This is a genomic window from Pontibacterium sp. (assembly GCF_041587635.1).
Taxonomy (GTDB): domain Bacteria; phylum Pseudomonadota; class Gammaproteobacteria; order Pseudomonadales; family Balneatricaceae; genus Pontibacterium.
Genome location: NZ_JBFGYC010000047.1, coordinates 1 through 14161 on the forward strand (window position 1 = coordinate 1; position 14161 = coordinate 14161).

A 14161-nucleotide genomic window follows, 5' to 3' on the forward strand; every position below is an offset into this window, starting at 1 on the left:
CAAAAATCTTTTATGTCCGATATTTTGTCCAGACAATTTTATGGACAAAAAACTTTTAACATATCCTTCACAAAAATCCCTATAAAAATCTTAAATAATAACAAAAAACCCTTAATTTTACCAAACAAAACAAAAATATTGAAATCATCCTGTGATTTCTCACATATGGATCGGTGGAGAATGGGTTTGCCCCCCTATTAAGATCCATACGCCAGATCCTCATTTCCCTACATCCAGCTTCTGATCGGAAATGCTACAGGTTCCATCTGGGCTGCACTCTAGCCCTTGCTTTGGTAGGAAGAGCGTGCCTGACCAGCCAGGTAGGCACGCGATGGTTGGCATCAACTCCTTTTAGAAGTTGGTTACAAGTTCGATAAACGCCGTGCGTGGTTCTCCCACGTACAACCCGCCGTTGTTCTCGATACTGGCGCGGGTAAAGTAACGCTTGTCGAACAGGTTCTTGATACCCAGACTCAGGCTGGCATCCAGCCCCGCCAATTTCAGATCACGTTGTGCGGTCAGGTGCCAGCGGGCGAAACCCGGGATCCGGCCGTCCGCGCCGTCGGCACTGGCTGCCTCGGTGTTGGCATCGTCAGAAAACTGGGAGGATTGGGCGAAACTACGCAGGTTCAGACGCCAGTCAGCATGGCGGTAGTTCACCCCCACGCTGCCGGTGTGTCGTGAATACAGACGCAAGTCGTTGCCGTTGTTGTCGCCACTGGTATGTTGTGCCTGGGTATAGGCGTAGCTACCGTCAACGGATAACCCCGACAAGAGCAGATCGGACAGGTCGTAATTTAGCGCCAGCTCCAGACCTCGATGACGAGTTGAGCCGATATTCACATTCGCGCCGACACTCGCGTCATATTGAATCTGGTTGTCGAAGTCGATGTAGAACAGTGTGCCGTCTAATGCCAGCGGGCCGGACTCGTAGCGTGCACCCAGTTCGTACAGGTCGGAACGCTCCGGTTCGAGCGAAGAGTCGCTGGATGTAGACAATGCCAGATGCCCTACAGCGGCAAACGAGCGGTTGGCATTTGCATACAGCTTGGTACGCGGACTCAGGTTATAGCTCGCGCTGACGGAAGGCAGCCATTCACTGTAGTCCTCTTCATCGGTGAAATCGGTAAGCAGATTGGTACGCGATACTGAGATATTCTCGTAACGCAGCCCCGGTACCAGCTCCCAGTCACCCAGCGTGATGCGGTCGTCGATGTACAACGCATGAGCGTCGGTCTCGCCATCGGTATTACGGTTGAGCACCTCCGCCACAGAGGTCGGATCGAATCCGGCCGCCCCAGATCGGCGGTAACGCTTTTCGTTGCTCTCTTCACGGATAAAGCGATAGCCTACAGACCACTCATGGGAGCTATCACCGACAAAACTCAATCGCGAGAAGCGGGGTTCGAAACCGAATACCTGATACTCACGCGGCAGACGATCAAGCCGGGTCAGGCTGCTATCGTTGCCGTTGGCCAGGGTGAATTCACGAAAGCTGTCACTGGCAAATACACCGACCTCAAGATCAGTCAAAGCATCAATCTCGTTGATGTAGCGTGCGGTCACTTCCTGACGATCACCATCAAAACGTTCATGTAAATGGGTGGATTGGAAGGGATCCGCGTCGAACTCCGTGCTGGTCAACGGGCCAGGCAGGACCGCTTCTGCGTCGTACAGGTTAACCCGTCCCTCAATGCGTGACGTGTCATTCACTGGAACCGTATATTTCAACAGCAGGTTGTCGATATCCTGCTCGTTGTTGTCGCGAAATCCATCTCCATGATCTCCGCTGTAACTCAGCAGTACACCTGCACCGTTGTCAGCGCTACCGCCGACACTGAAACTACCGTTCAGGCGTCTTTCGTCACCCTTGTCGGTCGACACTTCGGTGCGCAACGCTACACGCCCGGCGAATTCGTCCGGGATAGACGGCGTAATGAAGTTAATCACGCCACCTATATTCTGCGGTCCATAGCGGACAGCACTTCCTCCCTTGACCACATCGATCGCTTCAATGTTCCCCAGGCTAACCGGTGCCAGCGAGAGCTGAGGTTGTCCATAGGGTGCGTTTGCCAGCGGCACGCCATCAAGCAAAACCGTTGCACGGGACGTCAAACGTGAACCTAAACCTCGCAGACCGATATTGAGGGCGAAGTCACCGCTGCCGGTGCCGTTGTTTTCCGGCACCTGCACGCCGGGTAGCAGCCGCAATGCTTCAGCCACGGTATTCGCACCGCTTTCCTTGATCTCCTGCTCGCGTGCCACATGGCGCGCTCCTGGATGGGCCTTCACCAGTTCCGGATCGGCATCGCCCAACCAGTTTCCGACCACTGTCATCGTGTCGTTTTCCTGTGGGACGGGTGTTTCCGCCGCTGTCGCTGTCGCGACGGTTACCGCTATCGCCAGCGGCGCAGCGCCAACAATCAACCCAACTTTGCGGGTTAGGATTTCAGTAGCCATTCAACCTCCTGTTTAGTATCTGTATTCAATGTGTGATCGTCAGGGAAATTCGGTGAACAAGTACGCACTGCCGGTATTGGGATGCGTTCCAGATGCTGACTGTCGGAAAACTGCTCCGGCAGCCGTAACCATTCAGCTGCCTGTCCAGCACCTCGCCAGAGTGCACAACCCGGTCGTAGGTGGATAAAGGGCACGGTCCGGGAAAGGTTGTAGGCCCCCAGGCCTTGCATCAGCAGCAGGTCCCCCTGCTGCAGCGGCGGTAACTGTGCCTGATCGGTGATGCAGTCGTGGTTCATGCAGGAGTTACCCAGCAGGCGAGTCACAGCTGTCTCGCCATCGGCGCTGCCACCAGCGGCCAGACGCAACGGATGACGATAGGTACGGACCGTGGGTGATACATTGATGCCACCATCCACGATCCAGCTACGCTCACCACGTGAGCCAATTACTGACATCAACAAACCGCCACAGGCATCAACCAGGGTACGTCCCGGTTCAAGAATAATGCGGCAGTTGGGCGCAACCGCCAGCAATGCCGGCAACGCTGCTTGCAGGTAGGACTCGGCCGACATCGGCGGATAAACACTGCTGCGAGGCTCATCCCAGCGGGGACTGATGCCCGCCAGTCCGCCACCGATATCAAGCCACTGCAACTCCGTGCCGTACTTCTGGCGCAGCTGGGTAACAACTTCCGCCAAGGTCTGTCCCATCTGGCGAAATCGCTCCAGATCGCGGATATTGGTCCCCAGATGACAGTGCAAACCGGCCAGACGTAAGCCGGGCTGGCGATGGATCCATTCGATACAACGCCACGCCTCGCCGCTATGCCAGTCAAACCCAAACCGGCTCCAAGCTTCATCACACCGCTCCACCACCAACCGTATCCCGACCGGTAACGGGCGATTGAGTGCAGTTCCCAGCGCTGCCAGGCGCTGCAACTCTGCCAGGTTATCGGCGTTCAGCATGCAACCGTCGGCAACGGCCTGGGCAAGATCATCATCGCTTTTCGCCGGACCGTTAAACACGATCTGTCCGGCGGGCACACCCAGGCTGCGTGCCAATTGGTATTCGTGCCCCGATACCACTTCAGCCCAAGCACCATCGCGGTGTAACAGACTGATCAAACCGTGTAAGGGGTTGGTCTTGTAGGAGTAAGCAATGACACCGTTAGAGGTCATCCGCTGCAGTGCCGTCTGAAGTTCCATCAAACGTGCACGCAGGGTACGCTCACAAATCAGGTAGAGAGGAGAGGCAAAATCACGTGCCAGGGCACGCGCGTCTGCCGGTGAAATATCGTCAAACGGGTGTAACATGGCCGGTCTCTTTTTCCATTCCGGGTTGTGAAAGGGAGTGCTGGCGGAGACGCCATAACCACAGCGCCAGCAGCAGATAGGTCAGCGCTACCGCACTGAACGCCAGCGAAAAACTGAGCAGTGCCGCTACCAGCCCACCCAGCAGATAACCGCTGAAGTTGCCGAGCTTAACCGCAGCCTGTCCCGTGCCCACACTGCGCCCGGACGTGGCACGCAGTTGGCTAAGCAAACCAAACAGGGACGGCATCATCGCCGCCAGACAGATGCCCCAGGCGAAACGCAGGGCCAGCAGGCTCCATAAGTTCTGCTCCAGGGTGTGCAGCAACATCAGGGCTGCACTGAACATCGCCAGTACTGCGGTCTGCAGCAGCACCACATCGCGGTGTTGCCCATCGAGCCGCCGCCCCCATAGGGGTGCGGTGATCAGCATCGCCAGTCCACTGGCGCCATACAGCACTCCGATCAGCATATTGCTTCCCGGCATACTGTCTTCCACATAAAGGGCGAAGAACGACTGCGGCATCATGCGGGCAATCTGGGAGAGCACCAACGCCAGCAACAGCCCCTGCACAATAGTTCTGGTACAGGCTAGTGAGGGCGTGCCCGCTTCGGTCGACAAGGTTCTCGCCGAAGCCAGTTTGCGGTCGTCAATCAGGGTGAAAAGCATGACCAGGGCAACACCTATGCATGCAGCAGCAGCCACCTGAAAGATCTGCGTATAACTCCACAGATCCGATACCAGCCCCCCCAGTACGGGTCCCATCAGGGTACCGGCAGCGGTGGCGCTTTGGAGGTATCCCAAAGTGCGACTGCGCGTATGCGCGGTGCACAGCTGGAGGCCATACGCCATAGCGGCAGCAATCACACCCGCCAAGGCACCCTGCAGCAAGCGCAGACACAGAATCAACAGGGGCAGCTCCTGCAGGGCGATCAGCCACTGTGTGAGTGCCAGACCCAGCAGCGCCCTGAGTACCATCCATTTATGACCGTACCGATCACCCACCCGTCCCCAGAACGCGGCGGTGGCAAAGGCGGTCATCATCGGTGCGGCGATCAACGCCGCACTCCACAACACTAGCGCCTCGCCGTGCAAACCCACCTGCTGGCGCAGAAAGAGGGGCCAGAACGGTCCACTCATTTCCATCGCGGCAATGGCAAGACACTGACCACCCCACAGGAACCAGAGGGAACGGCGCCGGGCTGCGTCAGCCTTCATCGTGCAGCCCTTGCAACGGATTCGGCAAATCGATGTAAATGTAGTGATGCGAGGTTTCGTCCAGGCGCATCCGGGTCAACGCTTTCAGTTGCCACGCCTGGGTCAGAATAGCCCGGTACTCCGCCTGCCAACGGTCCGATGGTACGTGTGGTCGCAGTACGGTGAAGCGTTCAACCACTGCCTGCGCGACACAACGCCATAACGTCGATTCGGCGATACCGAAGGTGCGATGCAGGCACAGTACAACTTCGCCCAGATGTCCCTGCAATACCGCATGCAGGAACTTATTGCGAACTTCCACTGCGTCGTCGGTGACGGTGACCGCTCCCGGGTAGGCTTTCAGTTCGAATCCATGCTGCATCAGGGTTGGAGCATGGATCCGGATACCACCGAAATCGCGTGCCAGCACCCGCTTCAGGCGATGTTGTTCATCAAATACCGCCACGGCGTTCTGCTGATGGGCTTCCAGCGCGATACCATAGCGCAGGAACAGGTCCAGATGCCCGGCCAGTACACACGCCGTATAGTCGGCAAAGTACGCCACGATAGTGTCGTTGTCCGCAGCCCCGGCTGCTGCCAGAATCTCCGCCAGTAGCGGCTGTCGTGTCACCGGGCTGTCCACGAACAAGGCGGCCACCGCCAGTGCGATCTCTCCGGTGCCTGTGCGGCTTGCCGGGCTCCCCCTGAACAACGCCGACAGAAAACGCATATCGTCATCATGCACATCACTACCCGGGCGGCGCAGATGCATGCCTACCGATTCAGGCAGCACCTGCAACGCAGAACCGATATGTTCATCACGGGCACAAATAGCCTGCAGAATCGCGGTAATCTGTGGTCCGGTCTGTACAGACGCGGGCGATACGGTACGCACGGCACTGGTTGCCTGCACCGCAACCGGCAGCTTGATGTGAGGCGCCTTTGGTTGGTCGATTGGCGCCATAGTACGGAACGACATGGTCGCTCCGGTGGTCATCTCCGGACCATCCAGCATACAGATGTGCTGAGCCGCTAGTTCCGCGGCAAAGCGTTGCGGTATAACCGTCTCAGCCTGCCAGTGGTGGACCGGTACCGGCGCATATTCATCAGCATCAAGACCACGCTGAGTTAACTCGGCGTGCCACTGCGCCAGCCAGGCCGGATAGTGATCTGTCAGCCAGTTCTCCGCCGTGTCAGTGATCTCCCTTCCGTTCTGAACATGGAGATGGCTGCGTCGTACAGCAGCCAGGCGTACACTTGCACCGCCACGAAACTCCGGCGAGTACTGCAAGACCTCGGCAGGCTTCAGACCCAGCTTGGTTTTGGAGCAGGGATGGTAAGGGTGTCCAATCGCCGCCCACTGTTCGAAGAACAACGCCGGATCACTGCCTACGCCACCGGCGCGAATCCACTGCCAGAAACTGTCATGCCCCGCATGCTCGACCTGCTGGGCAAGCTCATCGTTCCAGCGTCGACGGTAGGCCAGGCACATGGCATTGTTGAAGATGCCGTTGTTCAGCTCTTCTTTCAGAGCCCGCCAGTCTTTATCGGCCGGGCTGGCTCCGGTTTCTGCGGCTAGCAACGCTAGCAGCTCCTGCACATCGGTCAGTTCACGGCTTTCAGCTGATTCATGCCCAATCAGCTCAATCCCTTCAAGTCCCTCAAAACGGCATAGCGAGACCTGATGGATCCCTTTCAGCAGAAGCATGGCACGGCTGCGCCACAGCGGTACAACCAGCTCGCCGGTACCACGGTCAACAAAGCTGAGCATGTGCTCTCTCAACGCGGCCTGCAGCAACTGCTGCAAACACTGGCTGGTCGCCTGCGCCTGAAATCGCTGCAATGCCGGAAAACTGTTCACATCGTAGATGTTCTGAGCGGTGGTCGGATCCATGTGCCAACTCTCCCTGGATACACGAATAAGTTTGTAATGAGCTTGCCCGGGGGCAGGAAGATCTCCCCCCGGAAGATACAAGATCATATTCCGAGTCGGATACTATATGATAATAATTCGCATTACCAGTAGCGTTTGATTATTAATTCCCTTGCGCGCTTCGCGATAAGATCATGCGAATCATGGAAATATCGCTGCGCTCAGCAGGATAGGGGCTGGCAGTAGGTCGACATCAGGAGACAGGATTTAATGCTGCACGGCTACCAACAGATCAGAGGCGATCAATTCGGCAGCATGGATACCACGTCCTAGTGACCAAGCGTTGGGATCAACCTGAACGATCTGTTGCCGTTTTGTTGCCGTCAGGTACGCCCAGACCGGGTGTTGTCGCCAACGCTTCAGGATATCGGAGCCGCCTTGTCGGGATACATAATCACCCAGTAGCAACCAATCGGGATTAATACCGGCGAGTTGCTCCAAACCGACCGGGATATAGGCCCGATTATCATTGCTTGGGGCTGCATTATTGAGCCCCAGACGTCGCAAAACCCCACTGGCAAAGGCGTGGCTGCCATGCAGGGTGACACTTTTGTGGCTGGTGACGGCAAACAGCATGCGCTCGTCTCTCACTGTCCGTTGCAGTTGCACCGCATAGCGATCCATCGTCAGTTGATGTTGGTGTAATGCCCGCTCAACCCGTGCTTCCCGCCCCAGCGCCCGGCCTATTTTTCGAGCCTCCTCCAGCAGCGTGCCGTATTCCGCGCCATAGCTGAGTAGCAGCTGCGTCGGCGCGATCGCTTGCAACTTGTCATAGATCGCCCGATGGCGGAACCGGTCTGCAATGATCAGATCTGGTTGCAGACTGGCGATGGTTTCCAGATCCGGCTGTCCCCGTAAACCCACCGATTGATACGGCCCCAGTTGCGCGCGTATAACCGGTAATATTCTTTGTGCCCGCCGGTCATCAGCGATACCCACTGGACTGATACCGGCCAGAACGACCGCATCCAGAAAAGAATACTCTAGCACCACCACACGTAACGGCTTAGCATCAGGAGTCTCGTACCGACCGGTATCCGACTGGGGGTGAGCATATACAACACCAAACAACACCAACCCCACCAAACCACAGGCCCACCTAAAGAACATCATCACTCACACTCACTCATCACAAGGAATAGATCTGAACCGCGTCTCTGTAACACTCCACTCTGCCTACCATCAGCCACACTAGTTCCACTCGAGCTAAAGTATCCAGAATAACCTTGTCGCAGTAAATACAAATCATTATCATAACGCTTATCAAGATCTTATAATGGCCATACTGCATCGGTATTGTTTTCCGATATACGCATACAATAGGCACTCTGAGCGCACCGTCGTCATTGGCTGTTTCAGCTTGCAAAGTAGATACCAGCACTTTTACGTGATTTGGCGCTACGCTCAATCTTTGGGACACAGATTAACGGGTGTGTATTTAGTTTTTAGGACTTTCTGCAGGGATCAGGTCAATGATTTTCCGGACATCACCGTTGTTATCTGTCGCGCTGCTATTGCTGTTGACCTGCGGGTTTATGATGGCACTGCTCGGTGGCTCCACCTTTAACCTGCAACCAACGCACCTCTGGCAGGCATTGGCGGGTAGCCAGACTTTGGCAACGGAACTGCTGCTAAGCCTACGCCTACCACGGGTGTTGATCGCGGCCACCGTCGGGGCCACTCTTGCCATCGCCGGAGCCCTGATGCAGGGGATCACACGCAATCCGCTAGCATCCCCGGCCTTATTCGGCATCAATACCGGCGCTGCCTGCCTGCTGGTTGTCGGCCAGACGCTAAACCTCCCTCTGATATCCAACATGCCATTGCTGCAGACCACATTTGGCGCACTGCTAGCGGGTGCAGCCGTATTCCTTTTGGGCGGCGGGGGCACCGGCCGTTTACACCCAACCCGCTTGGTTCTGGCCGGGATTGCGGTTAATGCACTGTTTCTGGCACTAACCCGAACCCTATTGATCCTCGACGAACAAGCCCAGTCGGTGGTTGCCTGGCTCGCAGGGTCACTGGCCGATACGGATTGGGGTCACTGGCAGCAACTCTGGCCCGCTGCGTTACTCGGCACCGTGGCGGCATTTACTCTCGGTCCAAAGCTGAATTTGCTGGCGTTGGGCGATGAAACCGCTGCAAGCCTTGGCGGTTCACCCGCCCGTGTGAGGCTGCACGCGTCGGCAGTGGTGGTGTTGCTGGCGGGATCGGCAGTCGCGGTAAGTGGCCCTATCGCCTTTATCGGATTGATGGTACCGCACCTGGCCCGTCTTCTGGTGGGTCAGGATCATCGTATTCTGCTGCCTGTCACGGGGCTACTGGGCGCCGCCTTACTATGCTGGGCTGATTATCTGTCCCGGTTGCTGCAGTACCCTTCAGAAACCCCAGTCGGCTTAGTTCTGGCTCTGCTGGGCGCACCCTTTTTTGTCTGGCTGTCACGCCAGCAACAGGAGACCACCTGATGGCACTGCGTATAGGCATGATTGCGGTCGGCCTGCTGTTGATGGCGGTTGCCGGTGTTCTGCTTGGCACCCTGAGTTTGGAACAGGCGATGACACGCGCGTGGGTGATGCAGGACCTCCGCCTGTCGCGCGTCGTGATCGCCATACTGGCCGGATCCGCCTTAGGGGTTGCTGGGGCGCTCACACAGGGCGTGATTCGCAACCCGCTGGCGTCACCGGACCTGATCGGTGTCACGGCGGGTGCCAGCTTGGCGGCGACTGCAACCCTGCTGTTATTCCCACAGCTGGCCCACGCCTGGCTGATCCCTGCCGCGATTGTTGGCGGACTTGTAAGCCTGCTGATTCTGCTCTGGCTGGCAGGGGACAGTAAGCTGAATCCAACCCGCTTGGTACTGGTGGGGATCGCGCTCAGCTTCTGGTTTGGAGCACTGGTCGACTGGCTGCTGAGCAGTCAGCCCCAGCAAATCAACGCGGCCCTGGTCTGGCTTACTGGTAGTCTCTGGGGGCGAGGCTGGTCCCATGTCTGGATCCTGCTGCCCTGGCTGCTGGTACTACTGCCGGCTGCATTCACCCTGAGTCTGAAGCTAGACCTGTTGGCTCTGGGGGATGAAAGCGCACAGTGCCTAGGCACTGATGTAAAACGTGTACGCCTGTTGGCCCTGATCCTGGCAGTCACACTAGCGGCCGTCAGCGTCGCCGTGTGCGGTGCCATCAGCTTTATCGGTCTGGTTGCCCCCCACTTGGCCCGCCTGCTGGTTGGTGGCCGTCACTTATTGCTGATGCCAACTGCGGCCCTGCTGGGTGCAGCCCTGCTGCTGTTGGCAGATATTACCGCCCGCACCCTGACGCCACCCATTGAGCTACCCGCCGGGGTGCTGACCGCAATAATCGGTGCACCTTACTTTATATTCCTACTGTTGAGATACAGGGGCTGGTGATGAGTTATCTGAATATAGAGGGCCTGCGTTTGAGCTACGGTAAGCGCACGGTGATCGACAATCTGGATCTGGAGATTAGTGCTGGCAGGATTACCGCGCTGATCGGCCCCAACGGTTGCGGTAAGTCGACACTGTTGAAAACCATCGCCCGCGTGCTGACGCCACAGAAGGGACGGGTGAGGCTTAAGAGCCAAGATATCCACAAACAAGACAGTCGCACCATCTCACAACAGCTGGCGCTGCTGCCACAATCACCCATCACGCCGGAAGGAGTCAGTATCCGGGATCTGGTCGGTTACGGACGTGCGCCCTGGTGTGGACGCTGGGGTCGACTGTCGAGCAACGATGAGCAGATCGTCACCGACGCTCTGAATCAGGTCGGTTTGGCCGAACTGGCAGACCGGCCCGCTACTGCTTTGTCCGGTGGTCAGCGTCAACGCGCCTGGATTGCGATGATCCTCGCCCAGCAGACCGACCTGGTGCTGCTGGACGAACCCACCACCTGGCTGGACATAAATCACCAGATCGAACTCTTGCAGATGATGCGGCGCCTGAACGACAGCGGTAAAACCATTGTGGTGGTACTGCATGATCTGAACCAGGCCTGCCGTTACTGCGACGAACTGGTGGTACTACAACACGGCCAACTTCAGTCCCAGGGTGCCCCCGCCGATATTTTCACCCCGCAGTTGGTAAGCTCCGTGTTTGATGTACAGGCGGAGATCCACCGGGATCCGGTCTCCGGCAGCCCGACCTTGGTCGCGCTGGATTAAACGGGGATAAATCCCGGATTTTCCTACATCCACGATCCGCCACTCTGGTGCCCACGCGTCCCAAATCATCCTTGGCAGTTGGCAATGCGCATCTTGTGTTCGCCCATCATACGAGCGAAATGGCAGCAGATCATGACTGTGTCCTTACCATGTGGAACCTGTTTATGGAGCCAAGTATGGTCGTATTGGTACAGCCAAATATACTCTAGACCGCGCCGTAATGGCTTGGTGTGCAAGTCGCTTTGGAAACGATTACAACGCCTTATACGGTTCCTGACGATCTCGTTTGGTTCACCATGTCAAACTCAGCGTTACCGGACAAGACAACCTGGGGGTACCGATGCGCAAAATACAAATGCGCCACCTACCGATGTTGCGCAATTAAGCCCGCCAAGAAGCGCTGACTCTCCGCCAATAACGAATAGCCATCATGCTCAACACCGGGCACCGTAACGAACTGAACCGCAATCCCCTGCTCACTGAAGTTCCGATGTAACGCATGTAATCGTTGCTGGCGACTGCGCATCCGGCCATCGGGTGTGACATAGTCATCCATGATCAGCTCGTTATCCTCCCCTCCAATCACCATCTGAACCGGTACCTGCCGCATGCTGCTATAACACACGGCACGCCCAAAACACTGCTCAAAATCGGCAATCCCCCGCCCCCAGGAATACTGCTCATCCAGTAAGGTCACCTGGCCTGGAGCCGCGATTGAAAGCGCTTTCAGTCGCTGGGGATGCAAATAAAAAAAACGGTGTGCAAACTGGGCGCCCCCCGAAAAGCCATGCAGAAACAGACCCGGTAACACTGCGTAGTTGGCACTGACTTCATCAACCATAGCAAGCAATATCAGGTCATACCGTACGCTGCTGGGACACTGCATTTTGTAACTGTCTGCATCACCCGGAGCCAGGATTCCGACGGGAAACAACGGCACCAGCACAATACAGCTGTACTGCTCTGCGAATTCGATAAAGCGGTCACGGTAACTCTCCGCTGTACGACTGGAACCATGGATCACCACAACCAATGGCAGGGCGGTGCCAGGCTGCTTAGGCTGGATTTGCGGAACATAAAGACAATAGGAAAACCGTGGATCAGCCTGACAGGCGGTGAACGGTATACGTCCCTGATGATAACGTAGCTGAATCTCTCTCACATGACTTCCTTTCCGTTGGAAAGCACCAACTCCGATGCCGACAGCGGCCCCTGAGCAATGCAGAAGGGCTTTCCATTATCCTGCGGGATAACCTGTGCCCGCACGTTAAATACCCACCCAAGCGACACAGGTATAATGACCTGCGCTGGCTCCCCCTGCGCAATCAATTGTCCCTTCTGCATGACAACCACACAATCCGAGTACTGCACTGCTAAATTAAGATCATGCAGCGACATGACAGCGGTCAAGCCCTGTTCGCGATTAAGGTGGGATAAAATCTCGAGTACTTCCAGTTGATGCCCCCTGCCCAGAGAGGTAGTGGGCTCATCAACCAGCAGATCGGGGCCAAAGGTGGAGATCGCCACAGCTCGGCTTGCCCCGTCAGACACCTCCACTGTCACCACACGATTATCAGTGATGGCTGCTGCCTGAACCGTCACCGCTAACCAGCAAGTGAAAAGCCCAATAGTTAACAATCCTGCTCTGTCCATCCACTTTTTATCCGGGGGTTCAATACTTGCAATTATTTCGTTTTTCAGGCCCCACTTCACCGCATAATTGGCACCAAAAACAGACTGTTTTTTCTGATTTCATGGCTGTTAGCGTGTAACATTGCCTGCATTCGAGTTTGCAAGGATGAATAATGAGCACCAAGAACAAACTGCTTACCGACCAAGCCACCAAAGAACTTATCAGCCAGCTAAAACAGAAAATAGGTACCGGTGCATACCTTCCTGGCGAGTGGCTCAGACAGATCGATATCGAAAACACGTTCAACGTAAATCGCTTTACTGTGCGCTCTGCGTTTACCGAACTCAGCAGCAGCGGTTTTCTTCAGCATGTCCCTTATAAAGGCTACCGTGTTATCGAGTATTCCGTGCAAGAACGTATCGCGATTACAGAAGCTCGTGAATTGCTGGAAAGCGCAGTGGCACTTAAGGTCATGGCTAATATTGACGACGCCGGCATACAGCAGCTGCAAGACCTGGCAGAAGGATTTCACACCGCCATGAAAAAAGAGGACCTGGAGCAGATGATGGAGCAGAACTTTGAGTTTCATCGCTCCTTTTACAGCTACTGCAATAACCACTACCTCTCCAACATGATTGATGAAATGCGTGAGCGCGGCGTCGGCAGTGCAAACCAAGGCTGGAGCAAACGTTCGACCATCGCAGCCAGCAGCCAGGACCACTTCGATATGGTCACCGCCCTCCATGAACGCAACATCGTTCGCCTACAGTCACTTATCCATCTACACCTGAATCGCTGGCGAGAAGGTTATCAAGGCCTGTAGGCCGGCCCCAAGCAGCCGTTGCGAGTCTTACACAGCCAAGCTACTTAAAAGCGCAACGAGGTCTGAGTCACCCAGACCAACATTGGCGCCAATAAGAACAAATATTATCAGTATTTGCAACTGATTGATCTTCACCGATGATTACTTGCATTTGCAGCACCCTGGCTATAAATCCATTCGGCCACGGAGAAGACCGGCACATAGGGCTGCCTGGATTTGTACCGCCACATTTCAGCTATACCTCTCCTGCATACAACTCACTTTTGCAGCCGCTTATTCGCCCCCCCCCATATCAATGGACATCGCAAAATTACTGTACAGGCTAATACGGCGTTAAAAGTCGGCTCACAATGTTTTTTATAGCCCACTATTCAAGCCAGAAAAGAATCCGGTATAGCTAAATACAAAACCAAATGACAATCATTATTATTTGATTGTATTGGCGCCAATTTACCTTTATGATGCGCCCCACATAGCATGACCAGATTCAGAAAATGTCATGAAGTGACATGCAAGCGCCTGCGCCCCCACAGCGGCACAATCAGGACACCCGTGTAACGAAGAGCTATCAGCAATCAAGGTGCTGATGCCATAACCACCAGGGGATCTAAACACAATGACCATCCGC

11 protein-coding genes are annotated in these 14161 nt (G+C 55.8%); 4 read left to right on the forward strand and 7 right to left on the reverse strand.

Going from position 1 to position 14161, the window contains the following annotated elements:
- Positions 1-351: 351 nt before the first annotated feature.
- The 5 genes from ABYW01_RS04445 to ABYW01_RS04465 all read right to left on the reverse strand — a co-directional run bounded on the left by ABYW01_RS04445 (position 352) and on the right by ABYW01_RS04465 (position 8014).
- Positions 352-2460 carry a TonB-dependent receptor family protein gene (locus ABYW01_RS04445; RefSeq protein WP_372831318.1) on the reverse strand — a complete coding sequence of 703 codons (2109 nt, stop codon included), beginning with the start codon at positions 2458-2460 and terminating at the stop codon, positions 352-354.
- Positions 2442-3773: an alanine racemase gene (locus ABYW01_RS04450; protein WP_372831319.1), complete on the reverse strand. Its 1332-nt coding sequence runs from the start codon at positions 3771-3773 to the stop codon at positions 2442-2444. Before ABYW01_RS04450 ends, ABYW01_RS04445 begins: the two co-directional genes overlap by 19 nt.
- Positions 3757-4989: an MFS transporter gene (locus tag ABYW01_RS04455; protein WP_372831320.1), complete on the reverse strand. Its 1233-nt coding sequence runs from the start codon at positions 4987-4989 to the stop codon at positions 3757-3759. The genes ABYW01_RS04450 and ABYW01_RS04455 overlap by 17 nt, the downstream gene beginning before the upstream one ends.
- On the reverse strand, positions 4979-6862 hold the full coding sequence (locus ABYW01_RS04460) for an IucA/IucC family protein (RefSeq protein WP_370280459.1): 1884 nt from the start codon (positions 6860-6862) through the stop codon (positions 4979-4981). Before ABYW01_RS04460 ends, ABYW01_RS04455 begins: the two co-directional genes overlap by 11 nt.
- 246 nt (positions 6863-7108) lie before the next feature.
- Positions 7109-8014 carry a Fe(3+) dicitrate ABC transporter substrate-binding protein gene (locus ABYW01_RS04465; RefSeq protein WP_372831321.1) on the reverse strand — a complete coding sequence of 302 codons (906 nt, stop codon included), beginning with the start codon at positions 8012-8014 and terminating at the stop codon, positions 7109-7111.
- Positions 8015-8373: 359 nt separating this feature from the next.
- Here ABYW01_RS04465 and ABYW01_RS04470 point away from each other — a divergent pair, with 359 nt between their 5' ends.
- From ABYW01_RS04470 to fecE, 3 genes are read left to right on the forward strand one after another with little or no spacing between them, the layout of a single operon-like run.
- Positions 8374-9366, forward strand: coding sequence for a FecCD family ABC transporter permease (locus ABYW01_RS04470; protein ID WP_370280457.1), 993 nt, complete (start codon positions 8374-8376; stop codon positions 9364-9366).
- A complete protein-coding gene (locus ABYW01_RS04475) occupies positions 9366-10304 on the forward strand; it encodes an iron chelate uptake ABC transporter family permease subunit (protein WP_370280456.1) in 939 nt (312 codons plus the stop codon). Before ABYW01_RS04470 ends, ABYW01_RS04475 begins: the two co-directional genes overlap by 1 nt.
- On the forward strand, positions 10304-11077 hold the full coding sequence (gene fecE / locus ABYW01_RS04480) for a Fe(3+) dicitrate ABC transporter ATP-binding protein FecE (protein WP_370280455.1): 774 nt from the start codon (positions 10304-10306) through the stop codon (positions 11075-11077). The genes ABYW01_RS04475 and fecE overlap by 1 nt, the downstream gene beginning before the upstream one ends.
- Before the next feature lie 364 nt (positions 11078-11441).
- Here the strand turns inward: fecE and ABYW01_RS04485 are convergent, their stop codons facing one another.
- Entirely contained in the window at positions 11442-12239 is a 798-nt protein-coding gene (locus ABYW01_RS04485; protein WP_370280454.1) for a hypothetical protein, read from the reverse strand.
- Positions 12236-12730: a hypothetical protein gene (locus ABYW01_RS04490; RefSeq protein ID WP_372831322.1), complete on the reverse strand. Its 495-nt coding sequence runs from the start codon at positions 12728-12730 to the stop codon at positions 12236-12238. Before ABYW01_RS04490 ends, ABYW01_RS04485 begins: the two co-directional genes overlap by 4 nt.
- 152 nt (positions 12731-12882) lie before the next feature.
- On the opposite strand from ABYW01_RS04490, the gene ABYW01_RS04495 reads away from it, so the two are divergent.
- Positions 12883-13533 carry a GntR family transcriptional regulator gene (locus ABYW01_RS04495; protein WP_370280452.1) on the forward strand — a complete coding sequence of 217 codons (651 nt, stop codon included), beginning with the start codon at positions 12883-12885 and terminating at the stop codon, positions 13531-13533.
- Positions 13534-14161: the final 628 nt, after the last annotated feature.